This window comes from Polynucleobacter sp. AP-Sanab-80-C2 (genome assembly GCF_035012965.1).
GTDB lineage: Bacteria > Pseudomonadota > Gammaproteobacteria > Burkholderiales > Burkholderiaceae > Polynucleobacter.
The window spans coordinates 18,541-42,653 of the sequence record NZ_JAYGQS010000001.1 but is presented as its reverse complement, the minus strand read 5'-3'; the positions used below and the strand labels follow the sequence as shown (position 1 = coordinate 42,653).

At 45.1% G+C, this 24,113-nt stretch carries 23 protein-coding genes; 20 read left to right on the top strand and 3 right to left on the bottom strand.

Annotated elements, in window-relative coordinates:
* Positions 1-14 precede the first annotated feature (14 nt).
* The 3 genes from hyi (at position 15) to VC178_RS00205 (ending at position 1,970) form a co-directional block, all read left to right on the top strand.
* The gene (gene hyi, locus VC178_RS00215) at positions 15-818 is read left to right on the top strand and encodes a hydroxypyruvate isomerase (protein ID WP_216124307.1); all 804 of its coding nucleotides are present in this window, start codon (positions 15-17) and stop codon (positions 816-818) included.
* A 275-nt stretch (positions 819-1,093) separates the two neighbouring features.
* The gene (locus VC178_RS00210) at positions 1,094-1,474 is read left to right on the top strand and encodes a hypothetical protein (protein WP_323481184.1); all 381 of its coding nucleotides are present in this window, start codon (positions 1,094-1,096) and stop codon (positions 1,472-1,474) included.
* Positions 1,461-1,970: an NUDIX hydrolase gene (locus tag VC178_RS00205; RefSeq protein ID WP_215319833.1), complete on the top strand. Its 510-nt coding sequence runs from the start codon at positions 1,461-1,463 to the stop codon at positions 1,968-1,970. Before VC178_RS00210 ends, VC178_RS00205 begins: the two co-directional genes overlap by 14 nt.
* Here the strand turns inward: VC178_RS00205 and VC178_RS00200 are convergent.
* The gene (locus VC178_RS00200) at positions 1,959-4,556 is read right to left on the bottom strand and encodes a [protein-PII] uridylyltransferase (RefSeq protein ID WP_323481183.1); all 2,598 of its coding nucleotides are present in this window, start codon (positions 4,554-4,556) and stop codon (positions 1,959-1,961) included. The genes VC178_RS00205 and VC178_RS00200 overlap by 12 nt on opposite strands.
* 4 nt (positions 4,557-4,560) lie before the next feature.
* On the bottom strand, positions 4,561-5,397 hold the full coding sequence (gene map / locus VC178_RS00195; RefSeq protein ID WP_215296525.1) for a type I methionyl aminopeptidase: 837 nt from the start codon (positions 5,395-5,397) through the stop codon (positions 4,561-4,563).
* Between the two features lie 268 nt (positions 5,398-5,665).
* On the opposite strand from map, the gene rpsB reads away from it, so the two are divergent.
* From rpsB to VC178_RS00115, 16 genes are all read left to right on the top strand, one after another.
* Complete coding sequence (gene rpsB, locus VC178_RS00190) at positions 5,666-6,415, top strand: 30S ribosomal protein S2 (protein WP_071467757.1); 750 nt, start codon at positions 5,666-5,668, stop codon at positions 6,413-6,415.
* Entirely contained in the window at positions 6,415-7,299 is an 885-nt protein-coding gene (tsf, locus tag VC178_RS00185; RefSeq protein ID WP_215296526.1) for a translation elongation factor Ts, read from the top strand. The genes rpsB and tsf overlap by 1 nt, the downstream gene beginning before the upstream one ends.
* Positions 7,300-7,485: 186 nt before the next feature.
* Positions 7,486-8,196 carry a UMP kinase gene (pyrH, locus tag VC178_RS00180; RefSeq protein ID WP_215319842.1) on the top strand — a complete coding sequence of 237 codons (711 nt, stop codon included), beginning with the start codon at positions 7,486-7,488 and terminating at the stop codon, positions 8,194-8,196.
* 11 nt (positions 8,197-8,207) lie between these two features.
* Entirely contained in the window at positions 8,208-8,768 is a 561-nt protein-coding gene (frr, locus tag VC178_RS00175) for a ribosome recycling factor (protein ID WP_215296528.1), read from the top strand.
* Positions 8,769-8,792: 24 nt separating this feature from the next.
* Entirely contained in the window at positions 8,793-9,566 is a 774-nt protein-coding gene (uppS, locus tag VC178_RS00170; RefSeq protein WP_215296529.1) for a polyprenyl diphosphate synthase, read from the top strand.
* An 18-nt stretch (positions 9,567-9,584) separates the two neighbouring features.
* Entirely contained in the window at positions 9,585-10,412 is an 828-nt protein-coding gene (locus VC178_RS00165; RefSeq protein ID WP_323481182.1) for a phosphatidate cytidylyltransferase, read from the top strand.
* Positions 10,412-11,599, top strand: coding sequence for a 1-deoxy-D-xylulose-5-phosphate reductoisomerase (ispC, locus tag VC178_RS00160; RefSeq protein WP_323481181.1), 1,188 nt, complete (start codon positions 10,412-10,414; stop codon positions 11,597-11,599). Before VC178_RS00165 ends, ispC begins: the two co-directional genes overlap by 1 nt.
* Before the next feature lie 22 nt (positions 11,600-11,621).
* On the top strand, positions 11,622-12,749 hold the full coding sequence (locus VC178_RS00155; RefSeq protein WP_323481180.1) for a M50 family metallopeptidase: 1,128 nt from the start codon (positions 11,622-11,624) through the stop codon (positions 12,747-12,749).
* A 53-nt stretch (positions 12,750-12,802) separates the two neighbouring features.
* A complete protein-coding gene (gene bamA / locus VC178_RS00150) occupies positions 12,803-15,094 on the top strand; it encodes an outer membrane protein assembly factor BamA (protein WP_416350519.1) in 2,292 nt (763 codons plus the stop codon).
* Between the two features lie 18 nt (positions 15,095-15,112).
* Positions 15,113-15,640 (top strand): OmpH family outer membrane protein, encoded by a 528-nt coding sequence (locus tag VC178_RS00145; RefSeq protein ID WP_323481179.1) that lies wholly within the window; start codon positions 15,113-15,115, stop codon positions 15,638-15,640.
* Between the two features lie 5 nt (positions 15,641-15,645).
* Positions 15,646-16,713 (top strand): UDP-3-O-(3-hydroxymyristoyl)glucosamine N-acyltransferase, encoded by a 1,068-nt coding sequence (lpxD, locus tag VC178_RS00140; protein WP_323481178.1) that lies wholly within the window; start codon positions 15,646-15,648, stop codon positions 16,711-16,713.
* Positions 16,714-16,758: 45 nt separating this feature from the next.
* Entirely contained in the window at positions 16,759-17,208 is a 450-nt protein-coding gene (gene fabZ, locus VC178_RS00135) for a 3-hydroxyacyl-ACP dehydratase FabZ (protein ID WP_215296536.1), read from the top strand.
* Positions 17,208-18,005: an acyl-ACP--UDP-N-acetylglucosamine O-acyltransferase gene (lpxA, locus tag VC178_RS00130; RefSeq protein WP_323481571.1), complete on the top strand. Its 798-nt coding sequence runs from the start codon at positions 17,208-17,210 to the stop codon at positions 18,003-18,005. Before fabZ ends, lpxA begins: the two co-directional genes overlap by 1 nt.
* A complete protein-coding gene (gene lpxB, locus VC178_RS00125) occupies positions 17,965-19,224 on the top strand; it encodes a lipid-A-disaccharide synthase (protein WP_323481177.1) in 1,260 nt (419 codons plus the stop codon). Before lpxA ends, lpxB begins: the two co-directional genes overlap by 41 nt.
* Positions 19,221-19,814 (top strand): ribonuclease HII, encoded by a 594-nt coding sequence (rnhB, locus tag VC178_RS00120; RefSeq protein ID WP_216178262.1) that lies wholly within the window; start codon positions 19,221-19,223, stop codon positions 19,812-19,814. Before lpxB ends, rnhB begins: the two co-directional genes overlap by 4 nt.
* A 6-nt stretch (positions 19,815-19,820) precedes the next feature.
* Positions 19,821-20,645 carry an RNA methyltransferase gene (locus tag VC178_RS00115; RefSeq protein WP_323481176.1) on the top strand — a complete coding sequence of 275 codons (825 nt, stop codon included), beginning with the start codon at positions 19,821-19,823 and terminating at the stop codon, positions 20,643-20,645.
* Between the two features lie 11 nt (positions 20,646-20,656).
* Here VC178_RS00115 and VC178_RS00110 read toward each other — a convergent pair whose 3' ends face one another.
* A complete protein-coding gene (locus tag VC178_RS00110; protein WP_323481175.1) occupies positions 20,657-21,484 on the bottom strand; it encodes a pyruvate, water dikinase regulatory protein in 828 nt (275 codons plus the stop codon).
* 107 nt (positions 21,485-21,591) lie between these two features.
* Between VC178_RS00110 and ppsA the strand changes: the two genes are divergently transcribed.
* The gene (gene ppsA / locus VC178_RS00105; protein WP_323481174.1) at positions 21,592-23,988 is read left to right on the top strand and encodes a phosphoenolpyruvate synthase; all 2,397 of its coding nucleotides are present in this window, start codon (positions 21,592-21,594) and stop codon (positions 23,986-23,988) included.
* The last annotated feature ends 125 nt before the right edge of the window (positions 23,989-24,113 follow it).

Here is a 24,113-nt window from a genome sequence, read left to right as displayed (position 1 = left end):
AAAGAGAATATTCAATGCCTCGTTTTGCCGCCAATTTGTCCATGCTCTTTACAGAAGATGCATTCTTAAATCGCTTTGCGCTTGCTCGAGTTGGTGGTTTTAAAGCTGTAGAATTTTTATTTCCTTATGCATTTTCCAAGGATGAAATTAAGTCTTGTTTGGATACCTATGCGTTGAAATTGGTTTTGCATAACCTGCCTGCAGGCGATTGGGAGGCTGGCGAGCGAGGTATTGCTTGCCACCCTGATCGCGTTGCAGAGTTTCGTGCTGGGGTAGATAAAGCGATTGAATATGCCACTTTTTTAAATGTTAAGCAGTTAAATTGTTTAGCAGGCAAGGCGCCTGCCGGGGTTGATCCTAAAGTGCTACGCGATACTTTTGTTGGTAACTTAGGCTACGCAGCAGAGCAGTTAAGCAAAGCAAAACTCAATCTCTTAATTGAGCCTATCAATACTTATGATATTCCAGGGTTCTACTTATCAAGAACTCAGCAAGCGATTGAAATCATGGACGAGGTAGGTGCCGATAACTTGTATTTGCAATATGACATCTATCATGCTCAGCGCATGGAAGGTGAGTTAGCAAATACGATTCAAAAATATCTCCCTAGAATTGGGCATATTCAGTTAGCAGACAATCCTGGACGCAATGAGCCTGGTACTGGCGAAATTAACTATGACTTCCTATTGGGCTTCTTAGATAAGATTGGATACAAGGGCTGGATTGGTTGTGAATATAAGCCTCTCAAGAACACTGCTGCAGGCCTTGCATGGATGGAGAAGTATGAGCATTCTCATCATGAGTCTGCTTTTGCATAATAGCTTACTAGAATTTAAGCTAAATCCTTAACTCCTCAAGTGGTTTCATCCTAAGCAATGGATTCTGCTTAGGGCTAATCTGCTTTATTGCAGTTGAGGTACGGCATATACCTATTCGTAGCACAGCCCTCACTCCAGCCTCATACTCCCACTTTTTAAAGTTAAGATATTCATCCAATTAAAAGCAATTTTTTAGATGTCAGTAATTTCTTACTAAAAAATCAGGTGGTGATTTTTAGAGGCTCTCGTTACGATTATCCGTTTGAGAGTCTTCTATGCAAAAATTTTCTGGATTTTTTGGCGCCATCATTGACCCCGCTAGATATAAAAACATAGATAGTGTTCTGGTTGTAATGCATGCAAATGTAGAGTTCGTTAATTTTCTAGCTGCATTGGGTAGCGTCATTAGAATAGCGGGAGTTATACCCAAAGCAAGCTCTAAAAAATTTGCAAATCTAAATGCCTTACAGCAGTGCTATCCAGTATTTGATATTGATCGAAGCTCGATATTAGCAAGCCCATCTGAATTTATTAAAAAAATTGATTGCCTAATAAATCTTGGTGAAAAATTAGCCCCAAGAGATTTTTTATTTCTTTTATTTGCATTTTTAATCAGTGGGGTAGCAGTTTTTGCTCTTAATTATGAAAAGCTTTAATGTAAACGCCATTCCAAATTTTGATATTAGCAAATCAATTGCCCTGTTTGGCCGTCGCGTGCATTCAGTCTTGAATTATGAAAATCCATTCAGTAGGTCAAATCAGATTGGACATGTCACTGCAAGTGGTTTGTTAGTACATGAAAACAAAGCATTACTGATCTTTCATCCATATATTAAAGCTTGGTTTCAGCCTGGTGGCCATATTGATGATGGTGAATCACCTATTGAGGCGGCTATTCGCGAGGTATACGAAGAAACTGGCTTCATATGCGCATTGGATTCGGGAGGTCTTGAGCCAGTTGATGTTGATGTTCATGAAATTCCTGCAAATCCTCAGAAGGGTGAAGGGGTTCATTTGCATATTGACTTACTTTATAGGCTGAAAGTTTTAAGACAGGATAAATCGTCAGAAGATATTTTGTATGACTGGTTTTCTTTTGACCAAATTAAAAGTACTCGCATTCGCCGAGTTCTGTCCAACCTAAGTGCCTAAAGCCTCAAGTAACTCGGTCTCTAATTGAATCTGTAGCTTTGGATTTTTGCCCAAGTTGGCGGCATCTAGCAGTAATACATCTTCTACTCGTTCACCAAGAGTATTGATACGCGCGGTATGAATTGATACTTGATGTTTAGCTAGCACTCTAGAGATGGTGTAGAGCAGTCCAGTCCGATCGCTTGCAGAGAGTGCAAGTGTGTAATAGCGCCCGCGATCATCTGGAGCCATATAAACCCGGGGCTTAATGGGGAAGGTGCGAGATTGTCTAGAGAGGCGACCCATGCTTGGAGTGGGTAAGGGATCTGCATTGCTTAATGCAGCAGTTAGTTCAAACTCTACCAGTTGAATGATGTCGCGGTAGCTACTGCCTTCATCTACCAGAGTGCTACCAGAAATTTGGAAGGTATCTAAAGCGTAACCATGGCGAGTGGTATGAATGCGTGCATCCCAGATAGAGAAACCATGCTTTTCAAAGTACGCGCAGATTCTGGCAAATAGATCTTCTTGATCTTTGATATACACCGCGACCTGCAAACCTTCGCCAATGGGCGACAACCTTGCGCGCACAATGGGCTGGTCGTTATTCACCTTGTTATAGAGATGACGCGTTAACCAGGCTATATCAGATGAGTCCTGGCGAAGGAAGAAGGCAACATCTAATTGTTTCCATAGTTCTTCATAAGCTTCGTCATTGATGCCATACAGGCGTAATTTAGCTTTAGACTCTTCTTGGTGTTGCGCCAATTCTGAAGAGTCATCTGGCTTGGCTCCACCTAAGACTCTAAGAGTGGCGCGATAGAGATCTTCAAGCAGTTTGCCTTTCCAGGCATTCCAGACTTTAGGGCTGGTGCCACGGACATCAGCTACGGTTAAGAGGTACAAAGCGGTGAGATGACGTTCATCACCCATCTTCTTGGCAAAAGCCCGTACTACATCTGGATCTGTGATGTCTTGCTTTTGAGCTACCTGGCTCATATTGAGATGTTCTGCAACTAACCAGATCAAGAGCTCAGTATCTTTTTTATCAAGACCATGGTCTTTTGCAAACTTGCGCATATCGGCTTTGCCAAGTTGCGAATGATCCCCGCCACGTCCTTTGGCAATGTCGTGGAAAAGTGCGGCAATCACTAGTAACCAGGGCTTTTCAAAATGGGCAATTAAGCTGCTACAAAATGGAAACTCATGGGTATGTTCAACGACCATGAAGCGACGCACATTACGCAACACCATCAAGATGTGCTGATCAACAGTGTAGACATGAAACAAATCATGCTGCATCTGCCCAACAATTTTTCTGAAGGCAGGCAGGTATCGACCGAGAACGCTACTACGGTTCATTAAGTGGAATGCTCGACTTACACCTTCGGGTTGCTTCAGAATCTCGATAAAGAGGGCTCGATTAATAGGGTTGGCTCGCCACTTAGCATCCATTTTTTGGCGGGCGTTATACAGTGCTCGAAAAATAGTTGCTGAAAGGCTTTTGACGTTAGCTGTTTGCGAAAATACCAGGAAGGTTCGCAAAATTTGTTCAGGATGATTCTGAAATAATTGTGGATCAGTGATATCGAGTACACCTTGCCGCTCAATGAAATACTCATTACCTTCGCCTGGAATAGGGCGAGTGGTTTTAGATTCTTGCGGAAAGAGGAGTGCTTCAATGTTTTGTAAAAGAACATCGTTTAATTGCGTGACCGCTTTAGCAGCCCAGTAGTAGCGACGCATAATCGCTTCACTGGCTTGGCGTGAAGAATCGGTTTCAATGCCCATCGATTTCGCCAGTGGCGCCTGTAAGTCAAAAGCAATCACATCTTGGCGACGTCCTGCGAGCAGATGCAAATTGGCCCTCAGGGTGTCCAGAAAGCGTTGATTGCGATTCAGTTCTGTTAGCTCGCGCTGGGTGACTAAGCCGGCTTCATTTAAGTCTTTAAAGGTGTTACCCAATAATGCCGCCTTACTGACCCAAGAGATGACCTGCAGATCACGTAAGCCACCGGGACTCTCTTTACAGTTAGGCTCAAGCGAGTAAGGTGTATTTTGATATTTGTAGTGACGTTGTATTTGCTCTGCTTGTTTAGCTTGAAAGAAGCTCTTTGAATCCATTGCAGATTCATAAGCGGCGGCAAATTCTTTAAAGAGTTGTTTTTTCCCGCAGATCAAGCGCGCTTCAAGAAGTGAAGTGCGAACCGTGATGTCCTGCTCTGACTCTGAAATGCACTCTGCAACGGTTCTTACTGAGGAGGCAATTTCAAGGCCAGTATCCCAACACCTTGCAACAAATTGCTCTACTTTTTTTGATACAGCATCAACCATAGTTGTGTTGGGTGGAAGCAATATCAGAATGTCAATATCAGAATAGGGGAAGAGGGCGCCTCTTCCATATCCGCCAACAGCCACCAGGGTTGCTTCGCTGTTCAAGTCATAGTCATTCCACAAGTGAGCGAGTAGTTGATCAGTCAGTTTGCTCAGTTGTTTAGTGAGCTTGCCGGCAGCCTGTGTTTTTTTAAACTCTGTATAAGCAACTTCACGAGCGACACGCAGACCTGCCGCATCAGTAATCTTATTGACTGTCTGCGACTTAGTCATGTGATTACGCGCTAGCTGTTAAAGGCCTGAATGCAAGACCTTTAACGCAGTCCGGCGGAGGATTGCTGCCCTCTGACCAGGTTAATACCTCAACGCCAGTTTGCGTCACCAAAAGTGTATGTTCCCACTGCGCAGACAAGCTACGATCTTTGGTTTTGACAGTCCACTGATCTGGCATGGTTCTAATTTCACGACGACCTGCGTTGATCATCGGCTCAATGGTGAAAGTCATGCCAGCTTCTAATTTCTCACCAGTGCCTGGGCGACCATAGTGAAGGATTTGCGGGTCTTGATGAAACACTTTGCCGATACCGTGCCCGCAGTACTCACGCACAACGGAATAGCCTGCTTTTTCAGCATGTGTTTGAATCACGTGACCAATGTCACCGAGTGATGCACCTGGTTTCACTTGAGCAATGCCCAGCCACATGCATTCAAAAGTAATTTGCGTCAGACGCTTGGCCAGCAGAGAAACTTCACCAACCATAAACATTCGACTGGTGTCGCCGTAATAACCATCGGGAGTAATAACGGTGATATCTAAGTTAACCACATCACCAATTTTGAGAACTTTGTCCCCAGGAATGCCGTGGCAAATCACATCATTGACCGAGGTGCAAATGGACGCCGGAAATGGTGGGTAACCTGGGGGTTGGTAGTTCAGTGGCGCAGGAATAGTTTTTTGCACGTCCCGCATGTACTCGTGGCAAATGCGATCAAGTTCGCCAGTGGTAACGCCAGCCTTAATATGGGGAGCTACATGATCCAAAACTTCACTCGCTAAGCGACCAGCCTCACGCATCCCAAGGATGTCTTTTTCTGCGGTAAATACACTATTCATTCCTTGATTATCAACGACTTGGACGGTCTTAGCTTACCAATACTGCCTAAAAAATAGGCGGTAACCCAGTTTTTAGGGTATTTAGGGCCAGTTTTATCGCACTGGGTCTAGGGACAGACTTGGCTAAGACTAGCTAGAGCCTTGATATTTAAGCTATAATTTTGGACTCAAGTCTACTTTGGACTTGAAATCGCGAGTTGATCCCTCCAGGGTGGCGTTTTTTAGCGCAGCTAGGACTCAACTTTAGAACTAACCCTTAGGAGAAGTTATGTCAGTAACAATGCGTCAAATGCTGGAAGCCGGTTGCCATTTTGGTCACCAAACACGCTTCTGGTCCCCAAAGATGGCCCCATTTATTTTCGGTCATCGTAATAAGATCCACATCATCAACTTGGAAAAAACATTGCCAATGTTTCAGGACGCCCTGAAATTTGCAAAACAAGTTGCTGCTAATCGTGGCACGATTTTGTTTGTTGGTACTAAGCGTCAATCACGCGAGATCATTGCTGAAGAAGCTGCTCGTGCTGGTATGCCTTATATCGATAGCCGTTGGTTGGGTGGCACACTCACCAACTTCAAAACAGTTAAAGGTTCCCTCAAGCGTTTGAAGGACATGGAAGTTGCTAAAGAAGCTGGCGACTGGGAAAAGCTTTCCAAGAAAGAAGCTTTGACGAATGACCGTGATCTCGACAAACTACAAAAAGCTCTAGGTGGTATTAAAGATTTAAACGGCGTTCCTGATGCGATTTTCGTAGTGGACGTTGGCTATCACAAGATTGCGATTACTGAAGCGAACAAGCTCGGTATTCCAGTGATCGCTGTGGTGGATACTAATCACTCACCAGAAGGCGTTGATTACATCATCCCTGGTAACGATGACTCAAGCAAAGCTGTAACCCTTTATGCACGTGGTATTGCTGACGCAATCCTCGAAGGCAAAGCGAACTCCGTTCAAGAAATCTTGACAGCCGTTAAAGAAGGTGAAGAAGAGTTTGTTGAAGAAGGGAAAGCTGAATAATGGCTGCTATTACCGCTGCAATGGTTGGCGAATTGCGCGCCAAAACTGATGCTCCGATGATGGAGTGCAAAAAAGCTTTGACAGAGGCTGATGGTGATATGGCTCGTGCAGAAGAAATTCTGCGCGTAAAGCTGGGTAGCAAAGCTGGTAAAGCGGCTTCTCGTGTTACTGCTGAAGGTATCGTAGCCGTTTCTATCAATGGTACTAACGGTGCTTTGTTAGAGGTGAATTGCGAAACTGACTTCGTTTCTAAGAATGATGACTTCTTGGCATTTGCAAATGACTGCGTCAAGTTGGTTGCTGAAAAGAACCCAGCTGATGTTGCTGCATTGCTCGCACTGCCTTTAAACGGATCTACGGTGGATACAGTGCGCAGCGCATTGATTGGCAAAATTGGTGAGAACATCATGCCACGTCGCTTCAAGCGTTTTACTGGTAGCAATAAGTTGGTTTCTTACCTCCATGGCACCCGCATTGGTGTAGTGGTTGAGTTTGAAGGTGACGACACTGCTGCCAAAGATGTTGCGATGCACGTTGCTGCCATGAAGCCAGTTGCTTTGTCTACGGCTGACGTTCCTGCTGAGTCGATTGCGATTGAGCGTAGCGTTGCTGTTCAAAAGGCTGCTGAATCTGGTAAACCACCTGAAATCGTTGAGAAGATGGTGGAAGGTTCCATTCAGAAGTACCTCAAAGAAGTTTCTTTACTGAATCAGACTTTTGTAAAGAACGATAAGCAAACCGTTGAGCAAATGCTCAAAGCTGCCAACACAAACGTCAAAGGTTTTACGATGTTTGTTGTGGGTGAAGGCATTGAGAAGCGTCAAGACGACTTTGCGGCTGAAGTGGCTGCTCAGGTAGCTGCCGCCTCTAAAGCTACTGCGTAATTAGCCAGCTCGGGGCTTGCCCCAGTAGGTCAGTAATACCCAAAAGGGCATAGAAACTCAGGTTTCTGTGCCCTTTTGTTTGATCTTTCCCAAGCCCTTTATAATTTGGCGGAGATATTAAAAAAGTACTTAAAGATCAATAAGCTAAGTATGCAAAGTACTTGGCAAATTACGGAAAATAAAATCATGCCAGGCTACAAACGCGTCCTCCTCAAATTATCTGGTGAAGCCCTGATGGGGGATGATGCTTTTGGCATCAATCCGATCACTATTGATTCCATGGTTTCTGAAATCGCCCAAGTGGTCAATAGTGGTGTTGAGCTTGCCATCGTCATTGGTGGGGGGAATATTTTCCGCGGCGTTGCTGGCGGCGCTGCTGGTATGGATCGTGCAACTGCTGACTATATGGGCATGTTGGCGACCATGATGAACTCTCTCGCATTACAAGATGCTTTGCGTCAAAAAGGGGTTGAAGCGCGCGTGCAATCCGCCCTGAGAATGGACCAAGTGGTTGAGCCTTACATACGCCCACGTGCCATTCGCGCGATGAGCGAAGGCAAAGTAGTGATCTTTGCAGCAGGTACAGGTAACCCATTCTTTACAACCGATACTGCCGCCGCCTTGCGTGGCGCTGAAATGGGTGTGGAAGTGATGCTGAAAGCTACTAAGGTGGATGGCATCTATAGCGCCGATCCAGTCAAGGATCCAACCGCGACTCTTTATAAGACCATCACCTTTGATGAGGCATTAATTCAGAACTTACAAGTTATGGACGCTACTGCATTTGCATTGTGTCGTGACCGCAAATTACCAATCAAAGTATTTTCGATTCTTAAGCCAGGCGCATTGATGCGTGTAGTGCAGGGTGAATCTGAAGGTACTTTGGTGCACGTTTAATAGGAGGCCTGATGTCTGCAGCAGAAATTAAAACCAATACCAATCAAAAGATGGAAAAGTCTCTTGAGGCTTTGAAAACGAATTTGGCGAAGATTCGTTCTGGGCGTGCCAATCCAGGAATACTGGAACATATTCAAGTGGAGTATTACGGTAATCCAACACCACTAAGTCAAGTGGCGAGTTTGGGCCTAGCAGATGCTCGCACGATTAATGTTCAGCCATTTGAAAAGACCATGGTTGCTGCTGTGGAGAAGGCGATTCGAGATTCGGATTTGGGTTTGAATCCTGCCTCACAAGGTACTGTGATTCGCGTGCCAATGCCCGCATTGACTGAAGAGCGTCGTCGCGAGCTCACTAAAGTCGTCAAGAGCGAGGGTGAAGATACTAAGATTGCAGTGCGTAATTTACGTCGCGATGCTAATGAACATCTCAAGCGCTTAACCAAAGATAAAGAGATTTCTGAAGATGAAGAGCGTCGTGCCACTGATGAGATTCAGAAGATGACCGATAAAGCAGTTGTAGATATCGACAAGATCATTACTGAAAAAGAAAAAGAGATCATGACGGTTTAAGGCCTGATTGAGTTTGATTCTTTTATGACCCAACACCTCAGTTCTACTCAAGCCATTCCAGAGGTAAGCGCTATTCCTCGCCATGTTGCGATCATCATGGATGGTAATGGGCGTTGGGCGAGTAAACGTATGATGCCTCGAGTGACAGGCCATACTGAAGGCTTAGCTGCGGTTCGGAAAATCGTTCAAGAGTGCCGTCGTACCGGCGTTGAGTATTTGACGATATTTGCTTTTAGTTCTGAGAACTGGCGTCGCCCACCAGAAGAGGTGGGTTTCTTAATGAAGCTCTTTCTAAAATCGCTCAAGGCGGAAGTTTCTCGTCTTGCAGAAAATGATATTTGTTTGCGTGTGATTGGCGATCTCAGTCGCTTTGATAAGGCAATTCAGGAAATGGTTCATTTCTCAGCAGAAAAGACTGCTGGATGTAAGGCGCTGACAATTACTGTCGCTGCAAACTATGGCGGACGCTGGGATATCTTGCAGGCGATGAGTCGTTGCTTGGCTGCCAATCCAAATTTGAAGCCGGAAGACGTCAGTGAGGATTTATTGCAACCCCATTTTTCGATGGCTTATGCCCCAGAGCCAGATTTATTTATCCGCACTGGTGGTGAACAACGCATCAGTAACTTTTTATTATGGCAGTTAGCTTATACAGAGTTATATTTCACAGATGTTTTATGGCCAGACTTTGATGAAGCTGAGCTCCATAAGGCGTTTGATTGGTTTAGTCAGCGCGAACGTCGTTTCGGGCGAACCAGCGCTCAGCTTGCATCGCAAGTGATGAGTGATGCAGTTTAATTATCTAAACTACTCCACATGTTAAAAACCCGCGTGATTACTGCCCTTGTTTTACTGGCAGTTCTATTGCCAATCTTATTTTTACTGCCAGCCGTATATGTTGGCGCATTCTTTTTGCTAACCCTATTAGCTGCTGCTTGGGAGTGGAGTCGTTTACTTGCACCCGAAGCAGGGCGGGCAGCCTGGCTTTACGCTCTTTTTTGCTTAATGATTATTTTATTGTTGCTAGGGATGAAAAACGTCGATTGGCAATTTGCTCTATTGCTCTTAGCAGTCTTCTTTTGGTTTTTTATCGCCCCTTTTATGCTTGCTAAAGGCATGAATCTCTCTTTGCAAAAGTTGCGTCCTTTTTACGGAGTACTCGGACTCATTTTGCTGCCAGCAACTTGGTTCGCTTTGGTTTTCTTGCGAGAGTTAGGGCTCGTATTTTTGTTAACTACGATTGCTTTGGTGTGGGTAGCCGATATTGGCGCCTACTTTGTTGGTAAGGCGTTTGGAAAACACAAATTAGCCATCCAAATTAGCCCGGGGAAATCAGTTGAGGGTGCAATAGGCGGTCTGGCTCTCTGTTACACATACGCATTTTTGTGCGTGTTTTACTTACCCTTCGAAGCTACTTTATTTGGGGCATGGGCGATACGCTTTGGTTGGGTCGCCATGTTTCTGATGGTGACAGTATTAACAGCCTTCAGTATTTTTGGTGACCTCTTTGAGTCCCAATTAAAGCGTTTGGCTGGCGTGAAAGATAGCAGTCATTTGTTGCCAGGGCATGGTGGGGTATTGGATCGTATTGATGCATTAATGCCTACTATGCCAATTGCAGCTTTACTTGCGGGACTGGTGTAATGAAGAGACTTATTACCGTTCTGGGCTCTACTGGTTCGATTGGTGTGAATACGTTGGATGTGATTCGGGCTCATCCTGATCGCTTTCAGGTGGCAGCACTTACTGCGGGTAAGCAAGTTGATCGCTTGGCAGAGCAGTGTATTGAATTTAAGCCTGCTATTGCTGTTGTCTCGGAAGCCAGTGATGCTGTGCGCTTAGAAAAATTATTGCTTGAGAACAATATTAAGACTCAAGTATTGTATGGTCCTCAAGCCTTAGTAACAGCGGTAACAGATTCTGGATGTGACACAGTAATGGCTGCCATTGTCGGAGCAGCGGGCTTAGTGCCAACCCTTGCGGCAGCCAAAGCTGGCAAACGTGTTCTGCTTGCAAATAAAGAAGCGCTGGTGATGTCTGGTAATTTGTTTATGCAAGCCATGAAAGATGGAGGCGGGGAATTACTTCCAATTGATAGTGAGCACAATGCCATTTTTCAATGCTTGCCAAATGAATTTACTAAAGCCCCACATTCTAATCATGGCGTGGAAGAATTGTGGCTTACTGCATCAGGTGGGCCTTTTAGAAATACGCCATTGGATCAATTAGCGAGTATTACTCCAGATCAGGCCTGTGCTCATCCGAATTGGGTCATGGGTAGAAAGATATCTGTGGATTCTGCAACCATGATGAATAAGGGGCTTGAAGTCATTGAGGCCTTCTGGTTATTTGGTTTGCCGCTTGAAAAAATTAAGGTGTTGATTCATCCTCAAAGCGTAGTGCATTCAATGGTGCGCTATCGTGATGGCTCAGTATTGGCACAGTTAGGTCAACCGGATATGCGCACCCCCATTGCTTATGGTTTGGCCTGGCCAGAGCGTATTGAGGCTGGAGTAGCGCCCTTAAACTTAACTCAACTGGCTAGTCTCCATTTTTCAGAGCCAGAGCTTGCTCGCTTCCCGTGTCTTGCTTTGGCTTTTGCTGCAGCCAAAGCAGGTGGTACAGCGCCTACAGTACTGAATGCTGCCAATGAAGTTGCTGTCGCTGCGTTTTTAGGCGCGGGCTTGCCTTATCTCCAAATCCCCGCAGTAGTGGAGAAGACCTTGAACGCTATTGCTCTGACTAATGCAGATTCATTGGAGGATATTTTGAGTATGGATGCACAGGCCAGAAAAGTAGCGCGTGAGTTTATCCAAGTTTTACAAAAGTAATTAAGGTGATTAAGGATTCTCTTTGCAAGCATTGATTACCCTTGGTGCATTTTTACTGACTCTTGGTGTATTGGTGAGCTTTCATGAGTTTGGCCATTTTTTAGTAGCTCGTGCATGCGGCGTAAAAGTCCTGCGCTTTGCAGTCGGTTTCGGAAAACCACTCTTCACTTATCACGCAAAAAACAAAACTGAATGGGTGCTTGCTTCAATACCTTTAGGTGGCTACGTCAAATTATTAGATGGTCGAGATCGTTCTCAAGATATTGCGGTGGAGGATGAGATGCAGGCTTTTGATCAAAAGCCTCTTTGGCAGCGCTCTATGATTGTGGCGGCAGGACCATTTGCAAATTTCTTCTTAGCGGTTGCACTATTTTCCGTCATCTATATTTCTGGTGTGCCACAACTTCCAGCTGTCTTACAAAGCCCCCCAGAAAATTCAGTTGCTGCAAAATTCGGTGTAAGTGCGGGAGACAGAGTAACTGGATGGCAGACTCTCGATTCAGGTGCTGCGCCCATTTCTGGGGAATTTGACTCCATTCCAAGTTGGAACGCTTTGCGCTGGAATCTCATGGATGCTCTAACCGGAGAGTCTGGGTTCGCGCTGGAGCTGCAGGATTCAAACGGTAGTCGTTTTATCAAAGCCTTTAAGGCTGATGATTTACCAAAAATTACTCCAGAAGGTGATCCCATGAAAAGTCTGGGTTTACTGCCTCAAGTAACCCCTTTGGCTCAATGGGATGAGCTCAAATTGAACCCCCTTCAGGCCTGGGGATTTGCAAGCCACCGAGTTTGGTTAATCAGCAAGGTATCTCTCAGGCTTATGGCGGGAATGTTTACCGGTCAAACCTCCATCAAGCAGTTGGGAGGCCCCTTAAGTATTGCTGACATGGCTGGTAAGTCTGCCCAGATTGGCTGGCAACCCTTTTTGGCATTTTTGGCATTAATTAGCATCAGCATTGGGCTCCTCAACTTACTCCCTTTTCCCATGCTTGACGGGGGTCAGCTCCTGTATGATGCATGGGAGTTGGTCGCTGGAAAACGGATTTCGCTTTCGATGCAGGAACAGTTCCAAAAATTGGGCTTTCTGTTGCTGATTTCGCTATCCCTACTGGCTTTGTTTAACGATTTACAACGCTATTTATCGCCTTGAAGTTTCTAACACTATTCTATTCTCTTTTTGGTCGTTTTTTAGCTAGATTGCTATTGGTTGTTGCTATTGGGCTTAGCTTTAATGTTTCTGCGGCAGATTCTTTTGTTGTGAAAGATATTCGGGTTGAAGGATTGCAGCGCGTAGAACCTGGCACAGTATTTAGTTATTTATCTGTTCAGGTTGGTGAAACATTTACTGAAGAAAAGGGCGCGGAAGCAATTAAAGCACTATATAGCACTGGATTTTTTAGAGATGTACAAATTCAGGCTCAGGGCGATGTACTGATTGTGATCGTTGAGGAGCGCCCAACGATTTCTCGGATTGAATTTACAGGAATGAAAGAGTTTGATCCCGAAAATATTCGTAAATCATTGAAGGTAGTGGGTGTTTCTGAGGCTCGTTTTTATGACAAAGCTTTAATCGATAAAGCTGAGCAAGAATTGAAGCGCGCTTATGTTGGTAAAGGAATGTTTGCTGCAGAAATAGTTGCGACTGTTACCCCGGTAGAGCGCAACCAAGTGGCTGTTTATTTCAATATCGACGAAGGCCCAGTTGCTAAAATCCAAGAAATCAATTTTATTGGTACAGAGGCGTTTAGCGAAAGTACGCTCAAAGGTGAAATGCAACTCAAGACGGGTGGCTGGCTGTCTTGGTACAGTAAAGATAATCTCTATTCCAAGCAAAAGCTTACTGCCGATCTTGAAACTATTCGCTCCTACTACTTAAATCGTGGCTACCTCGAGTTTGTGATTGAGTCTACTCAAGTTTCGATTACGCCCGATAAAAAAGGAATTTACTTAACCGTCAGTATTCGCGAGGGTAAGAAATTTACCGTTAAGGACGTTCGTCTGGCGGGTGAGTTACTTGGTAAAGAGACTGAGTTTAAGCAGTTGATAGTCATAAAGCCAGGAGATACTTTTTCATCCGCTCGTTTAACGGAGAGTACTAAGGCTATTGCAGAAGTATTGGGTTCTTATGGCTATGCATTTGCAACAATCAATCCTCAGCCAGATGTTCGTCGTGAATTATCGGAGGTAGATCTCACTTTAGTAATAGATCCAGGTCGCCGTATTTATGTGCGTAAGGTGGAGATTTCTGGAAATGCAAAAACCCGTGACATGGTGATTCGTCGCGAGATGCGTCAATTTGAAAGCTCTTGGTTTGATAGCGACAAAATTGATTTATCTAAAAAGCGCTTGAGTAGATTAGGGTATTTCACCGAGACTGATATCACCACCGAGGATGTACCCGGGTCCCCAGATCAAGTAGACGTCAATGTCAAGGTCGCAGAAAAACCAACCGGTGCAGTGTCGATTGGTGCTGGTTTTTCTTCTACTGAAAAACTGATTTTGTCTGCTGGCATCAATCAGGATAATGCTTTTGGTACTGGAACTTCGGTTGGCTTGAATGGCTCTGTCGGTAAAATTAATCAAAGCTTGTCGTTGTCAAACTATGACCCCTACTTTACCGAGGATGGTATTAGTCGCTATTCTGATTTGTACTATCGTACATCTAAGCCCCTGTATTATGCTGGAGATCCTGATTACCAAATTAAGTCTATTGGAACGAACTTGAAGTTTGGAGTCCCCTATACAGAGGTAGATCGAGTATTTTTTGGCACTGGTGTAGAGGCGTTTCAAATTCAAACCACTGTCAATACACCCGTTCCCTATTTGAATTACGCTCAAAGTTATGGCATAGCCGCTCCTGGTTACCCTGCAACATTAACGACTTATAACGTACCCATAACTGTGGGCTGGTCCCGAGATGGCCGGGATAGCGCCTTAATTCCTTCCGATGGTTCTTTGCAGCAACTCTCTGCTGAGGCTGGGACACCGGTAGGAAATATGACTTTCTATCGACTATTTGGCCAGTACCAGAAATATCATTCTTTCTCCAAAGGTAACATCCTCTCATTTAATGGTGAGGTAGGTTATGGGGATGCATATGGTAGCAATCCCTTTCCAATTACTAAAAATTATTACGTTGGCGGCATTGGCTCTGTCCGTGGCTATTCCCCTGGCTCTCTGGGACCTCAGTACTACAACTCAACATATGGCATCTATCAGCCCACTGGTGGGCAGTCCAAAATTGTAAGTAATGTGGAATATACCGTTCCAGTCCCAGGTTCTGGCGTTGATAAGACCTTACGAGTTTTTACCTTTGTTGATGGCGGTAATGCTTTTGGGCAGAATATCAACTTAGCCTTAAAATATTCCTATGGATTGGGTTTATCATGGATATCACCGCTTGGACCGCTTAAGTTTAGTTATGGTATTCCATATAAAGCACTGCCTACCGATAATGTGCAGCGTTTGCAGTTCCAGGTAGGGACAGCGTTTTAATTGCTTAAGGAAAGTTTTATGAAGCTTTATCAATTTTCTAAATATATTCAAGTTGGCTTGATTGCTGCAGTATTTGCATCTGGATCTCAGCAGGTTTTTGCGCAAGATGTAGGTACACGAGTTGGTGCCGTTAATGTAGATAAAGTATTTAGCGAATCTAATATGGCTAAGCAAAGCCAAGCTAGATTAGAGAATGAGTTCTCGAAACGTCAGAATGAACTACGTCTTGCTGTTGAAAAAATCAAGTCAGCAGCCGAAAAGCTCGATCGCGATGCTGCTGTAATGAGTGAGGCGGAACGTTCGCGTCGTCAACGTGAGTTAGCTGAACAAGATCGCGAATTGCAGCGCAAACAACGTGAATATAACGAAGACTTAAATCAGAGAAATTTTGAGGAGCGCGCTAAAATTACCGAAAAGGCCAATATTGCTCTTAAGCAAGTTGCGGAACAAAAAAAGTTAGATATCATTATTCAGGATCCTGCCTTTGCCAATCCTAAAACTGATGTTACTGATGATGTTATCAAGGCTTTAAATAGTCTTAAGTAAGACTGATGCCTACCGCCATTGAGCTGGCCGATCTGTTTCAAGCAAGCTTGGTGGGGGAGGCCTCCAGCGAATTCATTGGCCTCGCTCCATTAGAGCTCGCCCAAAAAAATCAAATATCGTTTCTGTCAAACCCGCTGTATCGCCAACAGGCTTCTGATAGTAGCGCTGGCGCTCTCATTGTTAGTAAAGCAGATTTGGATTTTCTAAATGCAAATCCTGGTGAAAATACCCCACAGCGTGCCTACTTTGTTTCTAAGAATCCCTACGCCACCTTTGCTAGGATGGCTCAATTTTTTGCAAAACAAAGTTCGCCGACTTATATTCCAGGCATTCACCCGAGTGCGGCGATAGATCCGACAGCCCATATTCCAAGCTCATGCCATATTGGACCTTTTGTCCAAATTGAGGCTGGCGTAAAACTGGGAGAACGCGTTTCTATCTTGGGTAATACAACGGTTGCTAGAAATAGTGTCATCAATAGCGATACTCTGATTTATCCTTCCGTATCGATTTATCAAGGCACCCAAATTGGGGAGCGTTGCATTATTCATAGCGGTGCAGTGATCGGTGCTGATGGTTTTGGATTTGCACCCGACTTCTCTGCCGCTGGGGGAGAGTGGGTCAAAATTCCGCAAACGGGTAATGTGGTAATTGGCGATGATGTTGAAATTGGCGCCTCTACTACGATTGATCGTGGCGCGATGAGTGATACCGTAATTGGTTCGGGCACTAAGATTGATAACCAAGTGCAGATTGCTCACAATGTAGTTATAGGCAGTTGTTGCGTCGTTGCTGGTTGTGCTGCTATCTCGGGAAGTACAAAAATAGGTAATTTCTGCATCATTGGAGGAGCAGCAAATTTTGCTGGTCATCTCACTATCGCTGACAGGACAACAGTCTCTGGTAATACCTCGATTATTCGTTCAATTATTGAGCCAGGACAGCATTTCACAGGGGTTTACCCTTCGATGCTACATAGCGCTTGGGAGAAAAACGCTGCAATCTTGCGTGGCCTAGATAAAATACGTCAACGCTTGCGTTTATTAGATAAAAATAAGAATTCTGAGTCTTAGGACTTTTTAGTAGATCAATTTCATTCACTTTTTAGTAGGTCATTTATGAGCACACCAATTGCGATCGATATCCATAAGATTCTCCAGTTGTTGCCACATCGCTATCCATTCTTATTGGTAGATCGTGTTCTAGAAATCACTCCACGCGAGACTATTACTGCATTGAAGAATGTGACCATGAATGAACCTTTCTTTCAAGGACACTTTCCTGACTTTCCGGTAATGCCTGGTGTACTGATCATTGAAGCTTTGGCACAAACTGCTGCTTTACTGACCTTTTCTGAAGAGCGTGCCGAAGACGCGGTCTACTATTTTGCGGGCATTGATGGCGCACGCTTTAAAAAGCCAGTATTGCCAGGAGATCAACTCATCATGACCGCAAAGTTAGAGCGTGGTCGTGCTGGTATTTATAAGTTTGCAGTCCAGGCAACTGTAGATGGTGAGATAGCTGCTGAGGCCAATATCACCTGTGCGGTTCGTTCGAAAGGCGCATGATGACCCAGATTCATGTATCTGCTGTAGTGGACAGCAAAGCAGAGATTGCCAGTGATGTCGAGATTGGTCCCTACTCTGTGATTGGTCCTCATGTCAAAATTGGCACTGGCACTAAGATTGGATCGCATACTGTGATCGAGGGTCACACCACGATTGGCAAAGACAATAACTTTGCTCACTTTACTGCTATTGGTGGACCTCCCCAAGATATGAAATATCGTGGGGAGCCAACGCAACTCATGATTGGTGATCGCAATACGATTCGCGAGTTCACTACCATTCATACAGGCACTTCTCAGGATGAAGGTATTACCCGTATAGGTAATGACAACTGGATCATGGCTTATGTCCACATTGCGCATGATTGCCAAGTTGGTAATCACACCATTTTCTCAAGTAATGCGCAAATTGCAGGTCATGTGCATGTGCATGATTGGGCCATTATGGGTGGCATGTCTGGTGTTCATCAATTTGTGCGCATTGGGCAACATGCGATGTTGGGTGGTGCTTCAGCGCTGGTGCAGGATATTCCACCATTTGTAATTGCAGCTGGTGATAAAGCCTCACCTCATGGTATTAACGTAGAAGGCTTAAAGCGTCGCGGTTTTTCTAGTGAAACGATTTCTGCATTGCGTCAGGCTTATAAGATTCTCTACAAAGATGGCCTCAGTTTTGAAGATGCTAAAGTAGAAATTCAGAAAATGATTTCTGCAAGTGCGGCTGATGCAGCCACTGTAGAAAAGCTGACGGAGTTCCATGACTTTATTGCCGCCTCTACTCGCGGCATTATTCGGTAACGATAGGAATACTTTGCCAAAGTTAGCTTGTGTAGCTGGCGAACCCTCTGGTGATTTACTCGCTGCGCCAGTTCTGAGTGCATTAAATCAAATTCCAGATATGGCTGGTCTAGAGGTATATGGCATTGGTGGACCACGCATGCAAGCTGAAGGTATGCGCTCAGATTGGCCCATGGAAACCTTAAGTGTGCGTGGCTATGTTGAGGCTATCAAACAACTTCCGGCTATTCTGAAACTTCGTAAAGAACTGATTAACCATCTATTGGGTGAGGGTCGTCCTGATGTCTACTTGGGGATTGATGCGCCTGACTTTAACTTAGGGGTTGAGCTGCAATTGCGTAAAGCCGGTATTCCGACGTTGCATCTAGTTTCTCCCTCTATTTGGGCATGGAGATCTGGGCGCATTAAAAAGATTGCACAAGCAGTTGACCGTATGCTCTGCATTTTTCCTTTTGAAACTGAAATTTATGATCGTGCAGGTATAGCGTCTACTTATGTTGGACATCCATTAGCCAGTGAAATTCCTTTGAATCCAGATATTCCTCAGGCTCGCAAAAAAATCATTGAGACTTTAAAACTGTCAACAACTACCCTGGATGGAGTAGTCATTGCAGTATTGCCTGGAAGTCGTGGCTCTGAAATTGAGCTAATTGCCCCTGTCTTTTTTGAAACGATGCAATTATTGGCCGAGCGTTTCAAGGGTCAAAAAATCCATTTTTTAATTCCTGTGGCAATGTCGCGATTGCGTGATCCACTAGAGCAGCTATTGCTGAAAACGAAGAATATCAATCCCGACATTCAGATTCATTTACTTGATGGGATGGCAGACGAGGTTTTGGAAGCCTCTGACGTAGTCCTCATAGCTAGTGGTACCGCTACCCTGCAGACTGCCTTATGGAAAAAGCCGATGGTGATTTCTTATAAGGTACCTTGGCTCACAGCCCAGATTATGAAGCGTCAGGGTTATCTGCCTTATGTAGGTTTACCTAATATTTTGTGCGGTGAATTTGTAGTGCCAGAGTTATTGCAAGATGATGCCACTCCTCAAAAGTTAGCTAATGCATTGCAAGAATGGCTAGATCATCCTAATCAGGTCGCAGAGTTAAAAGCACGCTTTACGCAGATGCATGAAACACTGCGCCGACCAACGGGCTTGCTTGTTGCTCAAGCAGTTGTACAAACCATTACTAATAGTCGCAAGAGCCAGGTGGCTCAATGAGTATTGTGTGGATCTGTGGCGTAGATGAAGCAGGGCGAGGTCCGCTTGTTGGTGCTGTTGTTGCGGGTGCAGTCGTGCTAGATCCCCATAATCCTATTAATGGTCTTAAGGACTCAAAAAAACTGACTGCGGCACGCCGTGAGTTTTTGTATCAACAAATTATGGAAAAGGCTAAGGCCTGGGGGATAGGCGAAGCTAGCCCTGCAGAAATTGATGAGATCAATATTTTGCAAGCAACCATGTTGGCGATGCGACGGGCTGTTGAGGATTTGAGCTCACGTTTAGGACAATGGCCTGATAAGGCTTTAATCGATGGCAATCGTTGTCCAGAGCTACCTATTGCTGCAGAAGCCATTATTAAAGGGGATGCTAAAGAGCCAGCAATATCGGCAGCCTCTATCTTGGCTAAAGTGACTCGTGACCGTCAGATGCAAATCTTGCATGAGCGTCACCCAGAATATGGTTTTGCTCAACATATGGGTTATCCGACCGAGGCTCATTTTGCTGCGTTAAAGCAGTATGGCGCTTGTGAGCAGCACCGTAGAAGTTTTTCTCCAGTCAGAAAAGTACTTGAGATGAATGCAAGCTAAATCTATATGAATTTTGATCTCATCACCTCTAAAGAGAATCCGCTTTTCAAAGAGATTCGTCTTTTGCAAGCCGCTGGATCAAAGGGGCAGAAGGCTAGAAACGCCAGAGGTCAAGCCTTATTGGAAGGCATTCATTTGGTTCAGACTTGGGTGGGAGACCCTTCCTTAAAGATCTTACTTACCTCGGAAGTGGGTTTACAAAATCCCGAAATTTCTGAAGCGGTCTACTCTCATATTGAAATCTGTCCCGACACTAAAGTTTTCCAGTTGGATAGCGCTCTCTGGGATTTACTGAGTGAGTTAGTCAATGCGCCTCATATTGCAGGCTTGCTCGATCTTCCTCAATCTTGCTTAACGCCCCCACAGTCAATTAGCACATTAGCTGGCGATGTCCTGATATTAGATCGCATACAAGATGCTGGCAATGTTGGCTCGATCTTGCGTACCGCAGCAGCAGCGGGCTTTACTCAGGTAATTGCTTTATCGGGATGCGCCCATTTATGGTCAAGCAAAGTCTTGCGTGCGGGCATGGGTGCTCATCGCTTGCTAGACCTTTATGAGGGCTGGTCCAATCAACAAGTATTGAGTGCTGTCACCGCCCCCATGCTTGCTGCTACAGCAGATGCAGAATACGAACTCTTTGCGCTACAAAAAGAATTACAGCATCCTGTTGCTTGGGTGATGGGTAGCGAAGGTCAGGGTGTGTCTGAAGATTTTTTAGCACAAGCAAAAGGCGTTGCTATACCAATCGACCCGCGAGTGGAGTCCTTAAATGTTTCTACCGCCGCTGCCGTTTGCCTGTTTGAAACAATGCGCGTTAGGCGTAGTTAAGCTAAACCAAGCTACCCTAAAATCGTTTTATCAGACTTCATGGCTTGCAAGACAGTGGTCGCTATCTCTTCGATAGATTTGCTAGTAGTCATCACCCATGGAATGGATTGCTTCTTCATCATCGCAGTCGCCTCGTTAATTTCATAACGACAATTTTCTAGTTTTGCGTAGTTACTACCAGGACGGCGCTCATTGCGTATCTCTGAGAGGCGTTCAGCATCAATCATCAAGCCAAAAATCTTCTGGCGATAAGGCACTAAATCTTTTGGTAGTTGCCCCCGTTCAAAATCTTCCGGAATCAGAGGGTAATTGGCTGCCTTCAATCCATACTGCATGGCTAGATAAAGACTGGTTGGGGTTTTACCGACTCGGGAGATGCCAATCAAAATGACGTCGGCTTCGACCAAGTTCTGGTTTGACTGTCCGTCATCATGTGCCAAGGAATAATTAATGGCCTCAATGCGGTTTTTATAGGCTTCGGTATCCGCATTGTGGTGCAAGCGGTTCATGGCATGCGTAGACTTCATGCCTAAGGCGGCTTCAAGTGGTGCCACGAAGGTCTGGAACATATCCAAAATGAGGCCATTGGCTTTGCTGACAATGCTATTGAGTTCAGCATTCACCAAGGTGGTGAAAACAATCGGCTGGACACCGTATTTACTAGCTGCTTGATTGATGCTGTTGACTGCATCATGGGCTTTTTCTACGCTATCTACAAAAGGCACCCGAACCTGCTTAAAAGTGGCCTCAAATTGGGCCAAAATCGATTGGCTGAAGTTCTCGGCGGTGATGCCGGTTCCATCGGAAACAATAAAAACAATACGGGTTTCGGTAGACATGGATTTGGCCTAAAAGTGGGGGGTCAGCACTACAATAGCGTCATATTAGAGTAAGTCGCATTTTAGGCGACAGCTAGACCGCTTTCCTTATCTTTAGAGAGTATTTTATGTCCAACCAACAGCAGCAAAATAGCAGTATGGCAGATGCCTATGTCTTGCCTTTTGAGCAACTTCGCATGACAGATGTTGAGTCAGTCGGCGGTAAGAATGCCTCCTTGGGCGAAATGATTTCTCAACTGACCTCAACTGGAGTTCGTGTTCCAACAGGTTTTGCCACTACCGCATCAGCATTTCGCGATTTTCTAAAACATAACAATCTCACCGAGCGTATTCAAAAGCGCCTAGAGAATCTCAATATTGATGATGTCCGCGCCTTGGCAGAAGCTGGCGCTGAAATCCGCAACTGGATTGAGACTGCGCCATTTCAGCCTAAGCTGGAAGAAGAGATTCGTAAGGCATTTGCAGTTCTCGATGACTCTGGCAAAGGTTCGTTTGCAGTGCGCTCTTCTGCTACTGCCGAAGACTTGCCTGATGCCTCTTTTGCAGGTCAGCAAGAAACTTTCTTGAACGTCGAGGGTATTGATGATGTTCTCAAAAAAATTCGCGAAGTATTTGCCTCTCTTTACAACGATCGTGCCATTTCTTACCGTGTACACAAAGGCTTTGCCCATGCAGAAGTAGCATTGTCTGCTGGTATTCAGCGGATGGTGCGCTCTGACCTAGGCGCTGCTGGTGTGATGTTTACCTTAGATACTGAGTCTGGTTTTGAGGATGTCGTCTTTATTACCTCTAGCTATGGTTTAGGTGAGACTGTGGTGCAGGGTGCAGTGAATCCAGATGAGTTCTATGTATTTAAGACAACCTTGGCGCAGAACAAAAAAGCGATCATTCGTCGCTCTTTAGGTTCAAAGTTAATTCAGATGCAATTTGCACCCAAGGGTTCTGCTGAGAAAGTGCAAACCGTGGATGTCACTCCAGAGAAGCGTAATCGTTTTTCTTTGGAAGATGCTGACATTACTGAGTTGGCGAAGTACGCCGTCATTATTGAAAAACACTACGGTCGTCCAATGGATATCGAGTGGGGCAAAGATGGACAAGATGGCCGTATCTATATTTTGCAAGCTCGCCCTGAGACCGTGAAGAGTCAAGCAGCTGGCCAGGTAGAGATGCGCTACAAGCTTAAAGGCAGCTCAAAGGTATTAGCAAAAGGCCGCGCCATTGGTCAGAAGATTGGTGCGGGTCCAGTACGTATTATTCGTGACCCTAGCGAGATGGATCGGGTTCAGCCAGGCGATGTATTGGTTGCTGATATGACAGACCCTAACTGGGAGCCAGTCATGAAGCGTGCTGCTGCGATTGTGACCAATCGTGGTGGTCGCACCTGTCACGCTGCGATTATTGCGCGTGAGTTGGGTGTCCCTGCAGTAGTCGGTTGTGGTGATGCGACCGAGCAATTACAAGACGGCATGATGGTTACCGTCTCTTGCGCTGAGGGTGATGAAGGTCATATCTATGATGGCTTGATCGAAACCGAAGTCTCTGAAATTTCTCGTGGTGTATTACCAGAGATTCCGGTGAAGATCACTATGAACATTGGCAATCCTCAGTTGGCATTTGATTTCTGTCAAATCCCCAATGCGGGCGTTGGTCTTGCGCGTCTCGAGTTCATCATCAATAATTATATTGGCGTGCATCCCCGTGCAGTTCTTGAGTATCCTAATATCGATCCGGATCTTAAGCGTGCTGTAGAAAGTGTTGCTCGTGGTTATGCAAGTCCACGTCAGTTCTATGAGGATAAATTGGTTGAAGGTGTGGCAACCATTGCAGCCGCTTTCTATCCAAAGCCTGTCATCGTCCGTTTATCTGACTTCAAATCCAATGAGTACAAGAAGTTGATTGGCGGTTCACGCTATGAGCCTGATGAAGAAAATCCCATGCTCGGCTTCCGCGGCGCATCACGTTATGTCTCTGAAGACTTTGGCGAAGCATTTGCTCTAGAGTGCGCAGCAATGAAGCGCGTTCGTGAAGAGATGGGTCTTGATAACGTCGAGATCATGGTGCCATTTGTGCGTACCATTAATCAGGCTAAACGCGTGATCGATATGATGGAGAAGTTTGGTCTTAAAAGGGGAGTCAATGGTTTGCGCCTGATTATGATGTGTGAGATTCCATCCAATGCGATTCTGGCAGATCAATTCCTTGAATATTTTGATGGCTTCTCTATCGGATCAAACGATATGACCCAGCTAACGCTTGGGCTGGATCGTGACTCCGGTATGGAATTGTTGGCGATTGACTTTGATGAACGCGATCCAGCGGTAGAGTTCATGATCGCCCGTTCAATCGATGCTTGCCGCAAGCAAAATAAATATGTTGGTATTTGCGGTCAAGGACCTTCAGACCATCCTGACTTTGCCCGTTGGCTGGTAGAGAAAGGCATCACCTCCATCTCACTGAACCCAGATAGCGTAGTAGAGACCTGGGAAATGTTGGGTAAGAAATAGGGGTAAATTTAGGTCCAAAACTACAATAAGGCGCAATTGAGTTGCGCCTTATTGTTTTGGTGAGTCTGAGAAGTTGATTGCATAATTAGGGTGCCTTGAGCTTATTTTTGGAGTTATAGAGGGTT